17 protein-coding genes are annotated in these 17794 nt (G+C 41.7%); 3 read left to right on the top strand and 14 right to left on the bottom strand.

What is annotated here, in order from left to right; translation table 11 throughout:
* The 14 genes from AC058W_RS11295 to AC058W_RS11230 all read right to left on the bottom strand — a co-directional run.
* The coding region (locus AC058W_RS11295) for a nicotinate-nicotinamide nucleotide adenylyltransferase (protein ID WP_479390095.1) at positions 1 to 212 on the bottom strand (212 nt) is incomplete at its 3' end.
* A 13-nt stretch (positions 213 to 225) separates the two neighbouring features.
* The gene (yhbY, locus tag AC058W_RS11290; RefSeq protein WP_008703127.1) at positions 226 to 522 is read right to left on the bottom strand and encodes a ribosome assembly RNA-binding protein YhbY; all 297 of its coding nucleotides are present in this window, start codon (positions 520 to 522) and stop codon (positions 226 to 228) included.
* Positions 523 to 595: 73 nt separating this feature from the next.
* Positions 596 to 1891, bottom strand: a complete 1296-nt coding sequence (gene obgE / locus AC058W_RS11285; RefSeq protein WP_118246866.1) for a GTPase ObgE — start codon at positions 1889 to 1891, stop codon at positions 596 to 598.
* Between the two features lie 84 nt (positions 1892 to 1975).
* Complete coding sequence (gene rpmA / locus AC058W_RS11280; protein WP_008703124.1) at positions 1976 to 2263, bottom strand: 50S ribosomal protein L27; 288 nt, start codon at positions 2261 to 2263, stop codon at positions 1976 to 1978.
* A 4-nt stretch (positions 2264 to 2267) separates the two neighbouring features.
* Positions 2268 to 2588, bottom strand: coding sequence for a ribosomal-processing cysteine protease Prp (locus AC058W_RS11275; RefSeq protein ID WP_118246867.1), 321 nt, complete (start codon positions 2586 to 2588; stop codon positions 2268 to 2270).
* 12 nt (positions 2589 to 2600) lie between these two features.
* The gene (gene rplU, locus AC058W_RS11270) at positions 2601 to 2906 is read right to left on the bottom strand and encodes a 50S ribosomal protein L21 (protein WP_020993901.1); all 306 of its coding nucleotides are present in this window, start codon (positions 2904 to 2906) and stop codon (positions 2601 to 2603) included.
* A gap of 260 nt (positions 2907 to 3166) precedes the next feature.
* Positions 3167 to 4381, bottom strand: coding sequence for a ribonuclease E/G (locus tag AC058W_RS11265; protein WP_330489887.1), 1215 nt, complete (start codon positions 4379 to 4381; stop codon positions 3167 to 3169).
* Complete coding sequence (locus AC058W_RS11260) at positions 4365 to 5072, bottom strand: TIGR03936 family radical SAM-associated protein (protein WP_117677174.1); 708 nt, start codon at positions 5070 to 5072, stop codon at positions 4365 to 4367. The genes AC058W_RS11265 and AC058W_RS11260 overlap by 17 nt, the downstream gene beginning before the upstream one ends.
* A complete protein-coding gene (locus AC058W_RS11255) occupies positions 5056 to 6927 on the bottom strand; it encodes a TIGR03960 family B12-binding radical SAM protein (protein WP_117677173.1) in 1872 nt (623 codons plus the stop codon). Before AC058W_RS11255 ends, AC058W_RS11260 begins: the two co-directional genes overlap by 17 nt.
* A gap of 389 nt (positions 6928 to 7316) precedes the next feature.
* The gene (locus AC058W_RS11250; protein WP_118610107.1) at positions 7317 to 9557 is read right to left on the bottom strand and encodes a glycoside hydrolase family 95 protein; all 2241 of its coding nucleotides are present in this window, start codon (positions 9555 to 9557) and stop codon (positions 7317 to 7319) included.
* A 27-nt stretch (positions 9558 to 9584) separates the two neighbouring features.
* On the bottom strand, positions 9585 to 11024 hold the full coding sequence (locus AC058W_RS11245; RefSeq protein ID WP_118610108.1) for an alpha-L-fucosidase: 1440 nt from the start codon (positions 11022 to 11024) through the stop codon (positions 9585 to 9587).
* A gap of 46 nt (positions 11025 to 11070) precedes the next feature.
* Entirely contained in the window at positions 11071 to 11898 is an 828-nt protein-coding gene (locus tag AC058W_RS11240) for a carbohydrate ABC transporter permease (RefSeq protein WP_118610109.1), read from the bottom strand.
* A 10-nt stretch (positions 11899 to 11908) separates the two neighbouring features.
* Positions 11909 to 12790, bottom strand: coding sequence for a carbohydrate ABC transporter permease (locus tag AC058W_RS11235; protein ID WP_117677169.1), 882 nt, complete (start codon positions 12788 to 12790; stop codon positions 11909 to 11911).
* Between the two features lie 187 nt (positions 12791 to 12977).
* Complete coding sequence (locus AC058W_RS11230; RefSeq protein ID WP_117677168.1) at positions 12978 to 14324, bottom strand: carbohydrate ABC transporter substrate-binding protein; 1347 nt, start codon at positions 14322 to 14324, stop codon at positions 12978 to 12980.
* Between the two features lie 278 nt (positions 14325 to 14602).
* Between AC058W_RS11230 and AC058W_RS11225 the strand changes: the two genes are divergently transcribed.
* The 3 genes from AC058W_RS11225 to AC058W_RS11215 all read left to right on the top strand — a co-directional run bounded on the left by AC058W_RS11225 (position 14603) and on the right by AC058W_RS11215 (position 17590).
* The gene (locus AC058W_RS11225) at positions 14603 to 16405 is read left to right on the top strand and encodes a sensor histidine kinase (protein WP_118610110.1); all 1803 of its coding nucleotides are present in this window, start codon (positions 14603 to 14605) and stop codon (positions 16403 to 16405) included.
* 1 nt (position 16406) lies between these two features.
* Positions 16407 to 16682 carry a response regulator gene (locus AC058W_RS11220; protein ID WP_479390094.1) on the top strand — a complete coding sequence of 92 codons (276 nt, stop codon included), beginning with the start codon at positions 16407 to 16409 and terminating at the stop codon, positions 16680 to 16682.
* Positions 16683 to 17278: 596 nt separating this feature from the next.
* Entirely contained in the window at positions 17279 to 17590 is a 312-nt protein-coding gene (locus AC058W_RS11215) for a helix-turn-helix domain-containing protein (RefSeq protein ID WP_243104157.1), read from the top strand.
* Positions 17591 to 17794 lie beyond the last annotated feature (204 nt).

Raw genomic sequence — 17794 nt, 5'->3', positions numbered from 1 at the left:
CCGGCAATCGCCCTGCGGACCATTTCAACTCTTTCTTCATCTGTGGCACGTCCCTGACGGTTCCTCTTGTGAGGCGGATTTCCGGAAGGCATGAACAGTACCTTTTCCAGTTGAAACTGTTCGTATGCTTTCTCTCCCAGAATCAGATGCCCCATGTGGATGGGATCAAATGTACCGCCCATAATACCAATTCTGTGTTTGATGTCAGCCATAAAAAACTCCGTATTATTTTCTGGGTAATTCGATTTTTTTCTTTTCGTTTTTGCCTTCGCGGTATAAAACAATTTTCTTGCCGATAACCTGTACAATCTGGGAACGTGTACGTTCTGCCAGAACCTCAGCCATCTGGCGCGGATCTTCCAGGCAGTTCTGGAGAACACTGATCTTGATCAGTTCTCTGGCTGCAAGCGCCTCATCTACAGCAGCCGTGTTCTCAGGAGTAAGACCACCCTTTCCAAGCTGAAGGATTGGATCCATTGTCATTGCAAGACCTTTTAAATAAGCTCTCTGTTTACTTGTCATTTTTATTTTCCTCTATTATTCTCTGCAAACGGATTGAATCATCCGTTTTACCACATCTGTTTCATTATTGAATTTATTTATAGTAGTCAAAATCAAATCCGTACATACGTACAGTATCGCCTTCCTGAATGCCTGCCTTCTCAAGTTCTTCCAGGATGCCTCCCTCTTTCAGGAATTTCTGGAAGAATGCAAAACCTTTCTCAGAGTCAAGGTTTGTATATCCGAGCATTTTCTCAATCTTCGGACCTTCAACTACGAAGATGGTCGGATCTTCAGGACTCTGTACCACGGTATATGGAAGATTTTCACCCATAAGCATATCTTCCGGGAAGAACTCCTGCTCAAATACAATCGGTTCCTGTTTACAGTTATCGAGAAGCTCTTTTACATGGAATAAGAGTTCTCTGACACCCTGTCCACTGACTGCGGAGATTGGATAAACCTGAATACCTTTCGGCTCAAATTCAGCTTTTAGTTTATCGATCGGACTCTCTTCGCCGTCTTCCGTATAGATACAGTCAATCTTATTTGCTGCGATCACCTGCGGTCTTGCAGCAATTTCAGGATTATAGGCTTCCAGTTCTTTGTTGATCTTATAAATATCATCAATTGGGTCGCGTCCTTCTGTAGATGCGGCATCTACGATATGGATAATGACTCTGGTACGTTCGATATGACGAAGGAACTCGTGTCCGAGTCCTACGCCTTCAGAAGCACCCTCGATCAGTCCAGGAATATCAGCAATTACAAAACCACCATTTTCAGTATCGACAACACCAAGATTTGGACTCAGGGTTGTAAAATGGTAGTTGGCAATCTTTGGCTGAGCATTGGTGACACGGGAAAGGAATGTGGATTTTCCAACATTCGGAAATCCAACAAGACCTACATCTGCGATTACTTTCAGTTCAAGAAGAACTTCAAGTTCCTGTGCAGGCTGACCTGGCTGGGCGTATTTCGGAACCTGCATGGTTGCAGTTGCATAATGCTGATTTCCTTTGCCGCCTCTTCCGCCTTTTAATACGATCTGGCGTTTGTTTTCGCCGGACATATCTGCAATTACCTTGCCGGATGCAGCATCCATGATTACTGTTCCTTCCGGAACTTTTAAGATGACATCTTTTCCATCGGCACCATGGCAGCGTTTTTTGCCGCCTTCCTGCCCGTCTTCTGCTTTATATTTTCTTCTGTGTCGGTAGTCGCCAAGGGTGTTCTGGCCTTCATCTACCTCAAATATCACGTCTCCTCCACGGCCGCCATCGCCACCGTCAGGTCCACCATTCGGAACATATAATTCCCTTCGGAAACTTACATGGCCGTCGCCGCCTTTACCGGAGCGGATATAGATTTTCGCTCTGTCTGCAAACATATGACACACCTCTGTCCTTTTTATATTTAATTTAAAAGAAAGGCTCCAAACCCTGTCAGATTTGAAGCCTTCCGCTTAACCAGATTATTCTGCTTCTACTGGAACGATAGAAACCTGTTTCTTATCGCGTCCTTTTCTGGTAAATCTTACTACACCATCTTTCAGTGCAAATAAAGTATAATCTTTACCGCAACCTACGTTTTCACCAGCATGGATCTTAGTTCCGCGCTGTCTGTAAAGAATATTTCCAGCTTTAACAAACTGTCCGTCTGCTCTCTTCGCACCTAATCTCTTGGATTCGGAATCACGACCGTTCTTTGTAGAACCAACTCCTTTTTTATGTGCGAATAACTGAAGGTTCATTTTCATCATGTTGTTACACCTCCTTGACTTTTACTGTCAAATATCGATTGTTATAACTATGTTCAATTTCTGTTAATCCGAGAATCAGCGAATCCATGAGAAGTTTTCCCTTCTCAGAAACCGGAGTCGTGAAATGAAAAGATACATAACCATCATCTTCCTGTACCTCAAACTGATCGTCTGTAAACGCCTCAAGAGAATTCACAGTATTAATCACCAGTACAGAAACAGCAGCACAGACAATATCCTGTCCTTCTTCTGCATATCCGGCGTGACCTTTTGAAACAAATTCCAGATAATTTCCATTTCTCTTCTTAACTGTAATTGTAATCATAATGACACCAGATTAACCGTTAATCTTTTCGATTTTTACTTTAGTGTACTGCTGTCTGTGACCGTTTTTCTTGTGATATCCAGTTTTTCTCTTGTATTTGTAAACGATAACTTTTTTTGCTTTACCGTTCTCAACTACAGTAGCGGTAACACTGGCATCTTTTACATCTTCACCAGCTTTTAATCCATCATTGCTTACTGCAATAACATTATCAAAAGTAACAGTTTCACCAGCTTCAACACCGAGTTTCTCAACTCTGATTACGTCGCCTTCAGCAACTTTGTACTGTTTACCACCTGTTGCAATAATTGCGTACATCTGTGGCACCTCCTATAATCTTTACTCGCCAGATATGGTGACCTTTCGGTGCTTGTACCTCTCTGTGCGGCATCTCGTTTATAATAGCGGACAAAATTCGATTTGTCAATATGTTTTTTTGGAATTTTTAAATATTTTTTAGCAGCTATAATTGTTACTGTTCACACGCCACTATCCCGCGAGGTGTTTTGGCATGTGAATGCCAAAATCCCGAGACATACCGCGCGAAGCGTGTTACTGGGCGCGGAGTGAACAGTAATCTATAATTCTCTGATATCTTCAATTACAGGCTTGCGAACTTTCTTTCTGGTGAGTTCCAGGATATGCAGTGGAGTGATATCAACCGCTTTTGACTTTACCGGGTCTTTGCGAAGATATTTCTGCAATACATGGAAAAGTTCATCCTGATGGTCAGGATTCTCCATATTAATAAAGTCAATCAGGATAATCCCCGACAAATTTCTAAGGCGCAGCTGTCGGGCAATCTCTTTTGCAGCTTCCAGATTAATCTTACGATAGGTTTCCTGCATTTTCTTTTTGCCTGTAAATTTACCGCTGTTTACATCAATAGATACAAATGCTTCTGTCTGTTGGATTACCAGAAAACCGCCACTGTTCAGCCAGATTTTTTCGTGCTGAATCTCTTCCAGCACGGTTTCCAGACGGTGAAGTTTATAAAGAGGCAGAAGTTTATCTTCGTAAAAGCGCAGTTTATCTTTTTCTTCCGGGCTGTTGTTTTCAAGATAATCAGAAATCTGCTGAGAGATTTCCGGAATATCCGTTACGATTTCTTCAAGATTTCGGCTGTTGGCATCCCGGACTGCAGAGATATAAAAAGGCTCGGTCCGATAGACACAGCTGAAGCAGGTACGTGATCTGCCATCTACAGCAGCTTTCTGATACAGACCTTTCAGATACTCCAGTTCTTTTTGAATTTCCTCTTTTGAGGCATCTGCGGCATTTGTGCGGACAATGATTCCAAACTCTTTATCCGGGCGGTTGATCTCTTCTTCCATCCATTTGCTGAGACGACTTCTGTCTTCGTTAGAAAGTTTGGAAGATAATCCGAACTTCTTATCTCCTGTTGTAAGAACAAGATATTTTCCAGTAAAATTCAGATTGGTGGTTACTGCCGGAAGCTTGCCTTTCATTGCATCGCGACTGATCTGTACCAGAATTTCGTCGCCGGATTTTAACGGGCGATTTCCCTTTCTTACAGAAGTGTAGATCGCATTTTGCGCATCAGAAAGCTGGAGATAACATTTCTCATTGGCTGAGATCTGTACAAAAGCAGCCCCGATATTGGCAGCGACATTCTCAATCTGTCCGACATAAATATTGCCAAGAGAAGATTTCCTGTCGACCGGTTCGAAACGCAGCTCCATGATTCTTCCATCTTCTTCGTATGCACATACATAACAGGAAACCTGTCGGATTTCCATTTGTGTAATGACCAGTTTACTCAACTTCTTCACCTAATGCTTCCAGAGTTACAAATTTATGTTCTTCTTCATTGCCTTTGTCTGCGTATACTTCCAGACGTTTGATCGTATAAGCAAATTCCGGAAGTTCAACACCAAGCCAGGAAAAGAAAGTATCTGTTACAAGCTCTGGTTTTGTATAATTGGCACTTGCGGAAGCAAGCATCATGAAAATCTTATCGCCCTGAATTTCCATTTTATAGATAAAAGGGCGGATATCGATTTCTTTTTCGCTTCGCTTCGTCTTTTTCATTACTTTAATCTCCGGCTGTGCAAGGAAATCATTGATTTTATCTCTCCAGGAGATTTCCGGTTCTTTTCCAGGACGGAATTCTACGTAATAATCGGCTGCTGCCACCAGAGACATTGCCTTACCTGCCTTTCCGTCTTCTACCTGACGGGTACTGATCACATGAACACCTTCAACCATTACTTCATCCAGACGTCTGGTAATCTCTGAGGTAGGAATTGTTTCTACAAGTTCCAGGTCAAAATATTCTCCCAGACTCTCAGTGCCGACACCAAGTGGTGCTGCAAAAGACATAATCATATGCGGGCTGTATCCGCCGGAAAAAGCTACCGGAAGATTTGCCCTGCGGATTGCCTTCTGGAAATAACGCATCGTATCCAGATGTCCAACAAATTTAACCGGACCCTCTTTGCTGAATTTAATTCTTACCTTCATAACATACACCTCCGCCATAACGCATAGCACCGCAGCCGGAACATTTCTGTCGGCAGTTTGGTGTTACGGTTTCGTTCTTTGCCTGCTCCCATTCGTGGATCAGGAACTTCTTAGTCACTCCTGCATCAATAAAATCCCATGGCAGGATTTCGTCTGTAGAACGTTCACGGAGTGTGTAGAAATCAATATCTGTATCAGTTTCTGCAAAAGATTCTTTCCAGATATTATAATCAAAACTCTCTGACCAGGCATCGTAGATTGCGCCTTTTTCATATGCTTTCAGGATAACCTGTGCACAACGGCGGTCACCTCTGGCAAGGAATCCCTCCAGGATTGTCACATCCGGTTCATGCCAGTTGTATCGGATACTTCTCTGATTTACCTGTGCGCGGATCTCACTCTTAACTACTTTCGCCTTTTCTACGAAATCTTCTTCTCTGTACATACCGGCCCACTGGAATGGAGTAAATGGTTTTGGAACAAAGAAAGAGGTACTTACGTTAATCTGAACTTTGCCGTTACGTTTTTCTTTCGGAACTTCTTCATAATAAGTTTCTGCGATTTTCTGGGCAAGATGGGCGATACCTTTCATATCATCTTCCGTCTCTGTCGGAAGACCAAGCATAAAGTAAAGTTTTACCTGATTCCATCCGCCCTTGAAAGCCTCTCCTGCACCATGAAGGATATCCTCTTCAGTAAGACCTTTGTTGATAACATTACGCAGACGTTGGGAACCGGCTTCCGGAGCAAAGGTAAGGCTGCTTTTCTTTACATCCTGTACCTTACTCATAACATCCAGGGCAAACGCATCAATACGCAAGGATGGAAGGGAAATGTTTACGGCATTTCCATGTAACTCTTCGATTAAAAAGTTTACCAGTTCTTTCAGTTCAGAATAGTCACTGGAACTTAAAGAGCTTAAAGAAATTTCTTCATGTCCGGTATTCTGAAGCATTTCTCTGGCACTTGCCTTCAGAGTCTCCACATCACGCTCTCTGGTAGGACGATAAATCATACCTGCCTGACAGAAGCGGCATCCGCGGATACATCCACGCTGGATCTCCAGGGTAACACGATCCTGGGTTGCTTTGATAAAAGGAACAACAGGCGCTTTGATTGCACGATATTCTTTAGTAATGTCTGTAATCAGCTGTTTACAGACTTTTTCCGGTACACCCTCTCTGGCGGGAGTAAAGGAAGCAATGGTTCCGTCTTCCTTGTAAGTTACATTATATAAAGATGGAACATAGATTCCCGGAATCTGAGAAGCTGCGAAAAGAAAATCTTTTCTGGAGCCGCCTGCTGCCTTATTTGCCTTATAAGCATCAAACAAAGCATCATAGACAGTTTCGCCTTCGCCGATATAGAACATATCAAAAAATTCGGCAATCGGTTCAGGATTATATGCGCATGCACCGCCGCCGATCACAATAGGATCATCTTCCTCACGGTCTTTTGCAAGGAGTGAAACATGACTCAGGTCTAATACCTGAAGGACGTTGGTATAGCACATTTCATATCCAAGAGTGATTCCAAGGAAGTTAAAATTCTTTACCGGTTCCTGAGATTCCAGTGCAAAAAGCGGAATCTCTTTCTCACGCATGATCTTATCCAGATCCAGCCACGGAGAAAATACACGCTCCGCCCAGACATCCTCACGTTCGTTGAACATATTGTAGAGAATCATCATGCCAAGGTTTGACATGCCGATTTCATAGACATCCGGGAAGCACATGGCAAAACGAATGTCTACTTTATTTTTATCTTTCATCACAGAGTTGACTTCCCCGCCGATATAACGTGCTGCTTTGTCAACACTGAGCAATATTTCGTCACTAAGTGCTAATTTTCTCATTCTTTTCCTCTCACAATTTATCACTATTTGCCAAATACAGAACTTCTTCTGTTTAGATTTGGATAGTGCCTTTTTTCTGAATAAGTGGGAAAAATAATGCTCATTTTTGAACTTATTTTTACCCCGAAAACGGCATTTGGTCACGGCGGTACCGGCTGTGATATATGCCGTTAATTATCCTATTATAATACAGGTCATTTCAGAAATTCAAGAGAAATCGTGTGCTTTTGTGGAAATGGTGAAAATTGTCTGCTGTCCCTCCTTTTTTACAAGACGCTTCCTTCATACGCCGTTGACAAACAGCTCTGTTCTTTCCTTTCTGGGAAATGTTCAATTTTCAAAGTTCAATGCCAGAGTTTTGCTGGCATGATCCTCAAGATTCCGAGAGATCATATCTGAATCTCCTCTGCATTTAAAACTATTTTTTCTTCACAGCCATTATACAGGATTATACATTCTGTACGGCATATGGAATTTAAAGATATTTCTGTGACGCACTTATTTTTCCATTTAAAACCAATGGTAATCCCTCCAGGTGCTTTAAGACCGCTTATTCTCCCATCCGTCCACTCATCTGGCAGTGCAGGAAGCAGAAAAATCTTATCTCCTTCATATTGGATCAGCATTTCCAGAACAGCTGCTGCAAAGCCAAAATTCCCATCAATCTGAAATGGTGGATGGGCACAAAGCATGTTGGGATAGATCCCACCTCCTGTCAGACTACATTCTTCTTCTCTGGTAAAGCACAGCTGGTTTTTTAGAAGTTTCAATGCATGATTCCCGTCACCAAGTTTTGCCCACAGGCAGGCTTTCCAGGCCATGCACCATCCGGTTCCTTCATCCCCTCTTCTTTCCAGTACCACACGGCAGGCATCCAGAAGTTCTGGATTCTCCCTGGAAATCAGATTTCCAGGGTACAGGCCATATAAATGGGAAAGATGTCTGTGGTGAATATCCATTTCCGGATAATCATAAAACCATTCCTGTAGCTGCCCTTCTTTTCCGATTTTCCAGGGCGGAAGTTTTTTCAGAGCTACTTTTACCTGGGCTGTTAAATCTGTACAGTTCAGAATTTTGCAGGCTTTCAGATAGATTTCAAACAATTCCTTCAAAATACTTATGTCCATGGTGGAAGCAAAGGTAAGGCTATGGCTGGTATGATCCTGAGTTGCAAAAGTATTTTCTGGTGACGTGGAAGGAATTGTCACAAGAAAATCTTTGTATGGAACCAGGTAGCCAAGATAAAATTCCACAGCTCCTTTTATTAAAGGAAATGCCCTTTCTTTTAAAAATGTTTCATCAGCAGTGTAGCAATAATGTTCCCATAAATGCCGACACAACCATCCGGAACTCATAGGCCACATAGAATAGGTACAGGGATTTTCATCCTGTCCAAAGTGTCCCACCGGATTGGAATGCCCCCAGATATCCAGGTTATGGTGGCTTACCCAGCCATTTAAGTGATAAACATCTTTTGCTGTTGTTATCCCTCTTTTTGCTGTTCGTTCTATGAGCTGGAACAAAGGTTCGTGACAGTCACTTAAATTTCCTTTTTCTGCCATCCAGTAATTCATTTCCGTGTTAATATTTACCGTATAATTACTGCTCCAGGGGGCACGCATGGAATGGTTCCAGATTCCCTGAAGATTTGTACATTGGGAACCTGGTTTTGAGGAAGAAATCATCAGGTACCTGGCAAAGTAGAACATTTTTAACACAAAGTTATTTTCTTTGGTATCGTTAAGGGTAAAACTTACCCGGTCAAAGTACTTTGCATATTCTTTCAAATGTGCCATTTTTACCCTATCATACTGATAAAATCTCAAACGTTCCAGCATCTGTTTTTTCCGGGATAGATAAAAATCCTTCTGTTCAAAGTCTGTCAGTCCAGATAAATAAACAAAAACATTCCGGGCATCTTTTATATACAGCTTGTTTTCTTGCTGAACAGTTTTGCCATCTGTCTGCACATACAGACAGATGGCAAAACGGATTCCCAGTCCTTCTTGATATACAATCGGATTCTTGCAGGAATAATAAGGAGGAGCAACAGAAACAGGAGCCTGTCCCTCCATAAGAAGTCCGTTTTTTTCAAACAAAGAAGTCTGATGGTGTATCTGACTTTCCAAGGACAATGCCATTTCAAGGCTACAATCTTTGCCGGAATGATAATGAAGTGCCATAACAGGTTCAGCCATACTTACAAAAAATTCCCTTTGATATCTCTTTCCTTCCTGGCAAAACTCCACATTTTCTATGGCTTCTTTAAAAGAAAGCTGTCTTTTATAGCTGCCTGCTTCTGTCAATACAGGTACTTTTACATCAATCTTTAAATTACCGGCTGGAAGATAACTTTCTGTCCAATCACCAAGCACATTCTCCCGGCAGTAATCTTCTGCTTCCTGATATTTTTCATCAAAGATGTTATTTCTGAGAAATTCCCAGTCAATCTCCCTGTTTGGATTTTCTTTACGCTTCCCGGTTCCAGACCAGAGGGTGTCAAGGTTTAATTCAATTTTTTCATTCTGAAATCGTCCATAAGACATTGCCCCCATGGACCCGTTTCCAAGGGGCAATGCTTCATACCACTTGGCGGCCGGCTGCTTAAAAGTCATTGATAAATAATCCATCTTCTCATCCTCTCCAGAAATATATTTCTAGTCAGCCTGACCACGATCTTGGTATATTCCCACAAATGATAACAGTGGTAAAACTCTGAAATCCCGGATCAGAATTTTTACTTCTTTTACATTCTCTCGAAAAACTGGAATGATCTTCTGATATCCAATTACAGTTCCATCATATATCTTTTCCCAATCAATATTTTCGTCTGTCTTTACGGCTACTTGAAACGCTTCCACTCTCTGGCTGTACTGGATTGCTTCTTTTAGCACCAGATAACCAACACGCCTGACTTCTGGCAGGGAAAAAATAAGTTCAGTCGGAATTTTACCCTCTTTAGGCTGATACCAGGTATTAGAAGTACCCTCCAGCAGATTGCATACCGGATGGTCCGGATTCTCATCTTTGGAAAAAACATCTGCCGTTTTTGCCAGATTACAGGAAAAGGCTTCCTGTTTCCACTCTCCAAATTCCCTCAGACGGTTTACGTCATTTTCATGGAGCAGTCCATTTGGCATTGGTGGGATATTCAAAAGAAAAGTTGCATTTCCTCCTGCTGAGCCTAGATAAATATGTTTTAATTCTTCCAGGCTTTTGACATTATTGTCCTCTTCTTTATGATAGAACCATCCAGGTCTTATGGAAGTGTTTATTTCTGCAGGATACCAGATCAGATCATTTTCTCCTTTCAGGACTTCCCGGCTTCCAAGGTCTTCCATATCACTGGTGATTTTTCGCTGACGAAATTCAGCATCGTCTGACTGCTGGCTCTTTTCCTGAACGCTTTCTGCCAGTGCAGTGCGGGCAGGGACAACACTCCACTCTGATTTTCGCACATCACCGGCTTCATTTCCGCACCACCGAATATCCGGTCCGCATACACAGATGCAGGCATCTGGCTGGTATTTACGCACACAGGCATAATAGCGCTCCCAGTCGTAGACCTGCTTTTTCCCATTTGGCCCTTCCCCGCAGGCTCCATCCAGCCATACGCTGAAAATGTCCCCATATCCTGTCAGAAGTTCTGTGAGCTGGGAAATATAGTAATCATTGTATTCTTTCCCGCTTCCATAACAAGGCTGGTTTCGGTCCCATGGAGAAAGATAGATTCCAAACTTCATTCCGTACTCCCTGCAGGCATCCGCTACGTCTCGTACTATGTCTCCCTGCCCGTTTTTCCATGGACTTGCTGTTACGCTGTGAGCTGTGTATTTTGTTGGCCACAGGCAGAATCCATCATGATGTTTACAGGTGAGGATCACACCTTTCATACCTGCATTTTTGGCCGCCTCCACCCACTGTCTGGCATCAAATTCTGTCGGATTAAAAATTTCCGGATCTTCGGTTCCGTCTCCCCATTCCCGATTTGTATATGTATTCATTCCAAAGTGAAAAAAAGCATAAAATTCTGTAGCCTGATAGGCAAGCTGTCTTTTTGACGGAACCACTTTAATCAATTCCTGATCTGTTGGCATTTGTTCCCTCCTTATTCATAAACATTTGTTTCAAGATATCAAATAATTATCCTTTTAGTCCTCCGGCTCCGATTCCCTGCAGCAAATATCTCTGACCAATGAGATAAATGATGATCGTTGGAATCATAACAATCACAAGACCAGCAAATAAAGCGCCCCAGTCAGTGGCGTATTTCTGCACTTCAAACAGATTTGCCATTCCAATTGGCAGGGTTTTCTTTGCATCTTCTGTGAGCAGCACCAAAGCCAGGGGGTATTCGTTCCAGAATCCCATTGCGCTTAACATGGTGATTGTTGCTATTCCAGGCTTTGCCAGGGGTACCATCACTTTTAACAGAAGCTGAATATTGGTAGCTCCGTCAATCCTTGCGGATTCTTCGTAATCACGTGGGACTGCTGACATAAATCCCTGTAAAGTGAAGATACAAAACGGAAATTGCATAACTGCATATACCAAGCATAGTACAGGAAGGCTGTTAAGACCATTCACCGCCTGCAGTTCCAGGAACAGAGGAATCATAATATAAGTTGCCTGAAGGAAGATACAAGCCATATAAATAGTAGAAATCAGTTTGCTGCCTACAAAACGGTATCTTGCCAGTACATAAGAAATAGGGATCACAAACAGAAGCAATAAAAGTGTGGACACAATTGTTACAAAAATGGAATTTCCAAAATAAGCGGCAATATTCGCTTTTTCCCAGGCACATACAAAGTTATCCAGATTGAGTGCTGCTGGCAGTGCATAGGGATCTGTCAGATATTCTGCATTGGTTTTAAATGCAGACATCAGATTCCAGAAAAGCGGATATAGAAATACGATCGTGAACAGAATCATTAGGATTCTGGTGCACCAGGTTCTTACAGTTTTCATCAGTTTCCTCCTATTCCTTTTCAGACGACAGTTTACGTGAGATCATGGCAAGAATCACTGCCAGTATCAGAGTAAACATAGCAATGGCCATGGCATATCCGAAGTTTGCGTTTCGCATACCCTGGGTGTACATGTACTGTAAAAGGACACTGGATGCTCCATTTGGGCCGCCGCCAGTCATGACATTGGACAATGTAAAACTTAAATTGATGGTTCCGGACAAAGAAAGGATATAAGTTGTTCCAATAGATTTCCGAAGTAGTGGAATGGTAATCTCAAAGAACTTCTGGACTCCCGTTGCACCATCAATAGAGGCTGCTTCATAAACCTCCTGGGAAATTCCGTCAATGGACGCCACATGCATGACCATATAGTAACCCACTGCCTGCCATACCAGTGCTGCACCGATACACCAGAGCGCTGTTTTTCCTTCTCCCAGCCAGGCATGTTTCCAGGTAGACAGATGGAAAAGATCCAGCATATGGTTAAAAATTCCCCTTGTAGGATTAAAAACAAAGGACCACACAATACCAACCACTGTCATGGAGACGATGCTTGGAAAAAAGAATACCGTACGGTAGAAGGATTTTTCTTTCAACTGTCCCTGTGTGAGGATAAACGCAAATACAAGGCTTAAAAAGATTGTCACAGCGGGGATCACAAGCATTAATTTAAAGGTATTATACAGGGCCTGAAGGAAGTCCTTGTCCCGAAACATGTAAATATAGTTATCAAAAAATACAAATTTACTGTTAAACCCAACGCTTAGTGCAGTAGAACTGGTAAAAGAAAGATAAATGGCGTTCAGCATTGGTGCGATCATGAAAACGATCGTAAGAATCAGTGCCGGAAGTGTACACAAGGCAATGAATAATTTTGGTTTTTTTACCACGTTTGGTCACCTCTTTTTTATTTTAGGATGCCCGACAGATTATTTTGCCGGACAACGGATCTTATGGCTATCAGAGTCAAGAAAAGCTGCTGCATATATTGTGCAGCAGCTTTTCCAGGAGTGTTACTGTTCAATTCCAAACATGTGTTACTGAATGTTATATGTTGAAAGTAACTATCCTACATGATCAGTTCGCAGCTTCCATATCTGCACGAACCTGAGCAAAAGCGTCTTCCACATTCTGTGCCCATTCTTCTACTGTCATTTCATCATTCATAACAGAAGTAATCGGGTTGAAGATCTCATCTTTTGGATTGATCTTACAGTCAGCAGGAACTGCTGCAAAGCTCATGATCAGGGATGAAGCGTTGGCTTCTTCATAGATTCCGTACATGTTGTAAATTGCTGTGGAAAGCTTGTCTTTTGCTACTTCACGAGCACTCTTTGTAGCATACAGGGCACCGGAAGCTTCTGCAAATGCAGATACGGATTCATCACTGTACAGGAAACGAAGGAATTCTTTTGCAAGTTCTGGATTCTTGGCAGCTGCCGGAATGGAGAACTGCTCACAGCTGTCAAATACATAATGTACGTCATCTGCATTCTCGGTTGGGATTGGAGCCATGGCAAATTCAAATCCATCTTCTCTTGGTGCATCCTGCATTTCGTTTTCCATCCAGGTTCCGTTTGTGATGAATGCTGCCTTTCCAAGCATCATTTCTGTCTGGGATTCGGTATGGTTCATACCAACAGTGCCGTCAAGGAGATAACCGTTATCTGCAATTTCCTTGATGTGTGTAAGAGCTTTTAATACACCTTCGTTGTTAAAAGAACCTTCCTCATAATTTGCAATCTTTTTCAGTGCATCTTCGCCACATTCGTTTGCGATTGCCGGCCAGAGCATTTCTTCCATATAACCTGGATAAATTCCCTGATAGGTAAACAGTGCACGTCCGTCAATTTCTTTTACGGTATCACCAAGAGCAAAGAATTCGTCCCATGTCTTTGGTACTTCCAGATTATTCTCATCAAAGAAAGTTTTATTATAGATCAGACCCTGCGGACCGCTGTTAAATGGCGCAAGATAAATCTCATCATCTCCATAAGGTGCACATTTTGTACTTTCCAGGATTCCATCTGTAATGTCATCCCTAAGTGTACCGGTTCCGGCATAATTTTCACCATCAAATACATCGTTCAGATTTAAAAGCGCATGTTCTTTGATAAGGGATAGGATTACACCGTCTTCTCCACCATCATTGAGACAGATAAAATCAGGTGCATTTCCGGCAACGATCTGCGGACGGATAATATCTCCAATGGTAGGGCTGATTGTCATATTTACTTTTACCCCTTCATGGCTCTGTTCAAAAAGTTCTACCATCTGATTCCAGTAAGCATCTCCGTATCCTCCCTGGAAAATGGCAATATTCAGTTCCTGTTCTTCTGTTTCTGCAAATGCGGTGAGTGGGGAAAGCACGGTAGCTGCACTCATGGCAAGGATCATGGCAGAAGCTGCAAATCTTTTTTTCATAGGTTGGTTCCTCCTTTTAATTGGCTCTTTATTATGTTTGCCTGATGATGTTATTATAAGCGCAATTATGCTTGTGGTAAATTGACAAAACGCTCCTGTATATAGAACATCTTCTTGTGTAAATTGTCCTATATGGATTTTCTTGTGCTATATATGTACGTTTTTTTTGCATTTTCGTTTTAAATGGATTATCCTGTCTTTTTCCTGTATAATGAACGTATAAAGGAATTTTGGATTGTAACATCAACTGATTATAGTAAGAGAAAAGGAATATTAAAATGAGAAAAAGGCGGCATTACCAGGGATTCCGTAAGTTCAGCATTAAAACCAGGCTTATGATTGCGCTTCTGATGATTTCCATTATACCATTAGCAGGAATCAGCAGCTATTCTTTTCATATTTTTTCAGTCGCACTTAGGGCAAAACTTTCCGCTTCCATTTCCCAGACCTTGTCCATGATCAATCTGAACATGGTCAGTGAAATTGAAAAATACCAGTATCTGTGCGGCTCTATCTGTGTCAGTCAGGAAATCAAAGATGGTCTTATGAACAAGGATATGACAGATATGGAAAAAAATAAGGCAATCACTGAGATTCAATCCATGATTCGCAGTAAGATCATCTATCCTGCACAGGCAAAAAACATAACCGTATATGATACGGATGGAAATATTTTTTATGATCTCGGATATGACGGATTCTATCAGGAGGATGTGGATATGCTCCTGAGCCGGCTGGAGACAGAAACGGGGGATGTATGGGCTTATGTTCATACTTATCGTGACAGGGACATTCTTGTTCTGGGCCGCAGAATTTATGAGCAGTACAATCAGAGCCGGGTGATTGGTTATACTTTGATCTCTATTGATGAAAAGATCTTTTCAAAAACGGTACTGGAGCCTATTGGTTTGGCTGATTCTTCCAATATCATGTATCTGAATACAGATGGTACTATCCTTTCCTCCTGGGACAGGAAAGTAGGAATGGGTCAGAAAGCAGATGAGGAATTACTGGAAAACATAGAGAACAGACTGCCAAAGAAAACTGATTCCTTCAGTATTGATGAAAACGGGCAGGAACAGCTGGTCACATATATCTTTAATAAAAATCTGAATCAGCTTTTCGTGTATACCATGCCCTATCACTATATCAATTCGGAAGTCTACACCTTGCTGAAAAGGATTCTGATCGTTGCCCTTTTTCTGGTTCTTCTGTGTGTTGCAATTGTCTCAGCCGTATACCTTGGAATCACATCACCAATCCGAAGTATGTTGGATTTTTGTAAAAAAATCTCTGACGGAGATTTAAGTGTCCGGATCCAGGATACCTGTTCGGATGAGTTATCCGATCTTTCCGGAAGCATGAACCATATGGCGGATACCATTGAACGGCTGATTCATCAGCAAAAAGAACAGGAGGAGAAAAAAAGAGAATTAGAATTACAGATGCTCCAATACCAGTTAAATCCACACTTTCTGTTTAATACCTTAAACAGTCTTCGATTTGTGGCTGCTATGCACAAAGATCAGATCGTCAGTGATGGTATCCAGGCACTTAGCAGTCTTTTACAAAATACACTTACCAATAAGAATGAGTATATTACCATCCAGGAAGAGCTGGAAAACTTGGAAAACTATTTTTCCATTCTTAGAATCCGTTATGCAGGAAGTTTTGAATATTCCATCCATACAGAAGAGGATGAACTGCTTTCCTGCCTTATTCCAAAACTGATTCTTCAGCCTCTTGCTGAAAATTCGGTCATGCATGGTTCTTCCGATGACGGCTCTGTCATGGAAATCATGATCACATGCTGGGAAGAAAATGGAAATATAATGATAGAGCTTACAGATAATGGGAAAGGGTTTGAAGTAACTCCTGCTGCACTTGCGCCCCACAAGGATCGCAAAAAAATCGGAGTTTCCAATGTAAATGACCGGATACAGCTGAACTTTGGCCGGGAATACGGATTGAAAATTGAAAGTCATCCAGGTGATGGGACAACCTGCACTTTAACTTTACCGAAGCTGAATACTGACCATAGGGATTCCGTTTCAGAATGTAAAAATACAGAAAGGAATTAATATGTATACCATACTTATTATAGATGATGAACCAATCGTAAAAATTGCTCTCCGTTCTATCCTTCCCTGGGAAGAACATGGTTTTTCTATCTGCGGAACTGCCTCAAACGGTCTGGAGGCGATGCCATTGATTCAGAAACATCAGCCAGATGTGATCATTACAGATTTAAAAATGCCGGAAATGGATGGACTGGAACTAATCCGTACCTTTGAAGGAAAAGGGATATCCTGGAGCAAATCCTGGTACTTAGCAACTATGAGGATTTTGATTCTGTGAGAAGTGCGTTGCTCCTCGGGGCAGCCGATTATCTGCTGAAAATAAAAATTCAGCCAGATAATCTTTTGGCATGCCTTAACAAAACAACGGAAAAACTACAGAAAAAAGCTGGAGAAAGATCTGCTTTAAATGTAAATACTTCTTCGAATAAAACAGGGCTACTCCTCTCCTTTTTTCAAGGAGAGGCTACACTTCCAGCATTTTTGCAGGCACATTCAGAGACTGATCTTTCTTTTATGGAGAAAGGCTGTGCAATCTGCTATGTCACTTTTGAAAAATACCTTTCAAATGAAGCGTTTTCCATATCTGGGAAACTTTTGTGTGATATGATTCTTGATGCAGTACAGGGAGTATTACAGCCTTACATTCTTGTTCTAAGTGATTTCTAGCGCACTGGTTGTTTTTTCCCATGAAGGAACCGATTATAGAGCCAGGTAAAAGTTGAGCAGCTGATAAAAAAATTATATAACCGTTTTAAACGATGTATCAGTCCTTTGCTCCCGATATGCCTTACCAGGAAAATCTCTAAAAACTATGAAGAGGCAAGGAAGATTTATCAGACTTTTATCTCAAATGAAGGACACTATAAAGACGATGTGGCAAAAACCTTGACCTATCTGGAAGAGAACTATATGCACCGGCTTACACTTGCTTCCATTTCTTCTAATGTCAATCTTAGTTCCAGTTATTTGTGTCGGGTTTTTAAATCTGAAGTGGGGACAAATATTACCAGTTATTTGAATAATCTCAGGATACGGAAAGCGGCTACTATGATAAAGGAAGATAAACTTTCCCTAAAAGAAATATCTGCTATGGTAGGAATTGAAGACCAGCTTTATTTCAGCAGACTATTTAAGAAATGTATGGGAATTTCACCATCTGAATATGGAAAACGGTTTCATCAGTAATTTATGATAGAAAGACAGTTCTTCTCTAAAAGAAACGGCAGAAGTTCAGCAGCAGATTTGATCTGCCACTGGATTTCTGCCGTTCTTCTTAGTAGGATGCTAGAGCCTGCTCCAAAAATCATTCCTGCAATCTGCAGAACTAAATTTCATACCACTTGATTTCATTTGCTTTCATATGAAGCGTAAAACTGCTGCCATCTCCCC

This window comes from Blautia sp. CGZ-1-C1 (genome assembly GCF_056504575.1).
Note: the sequence above shows the minus strand (reverse complement) of the source record. Positions and strands in the feature narration are given on the sequence as shown.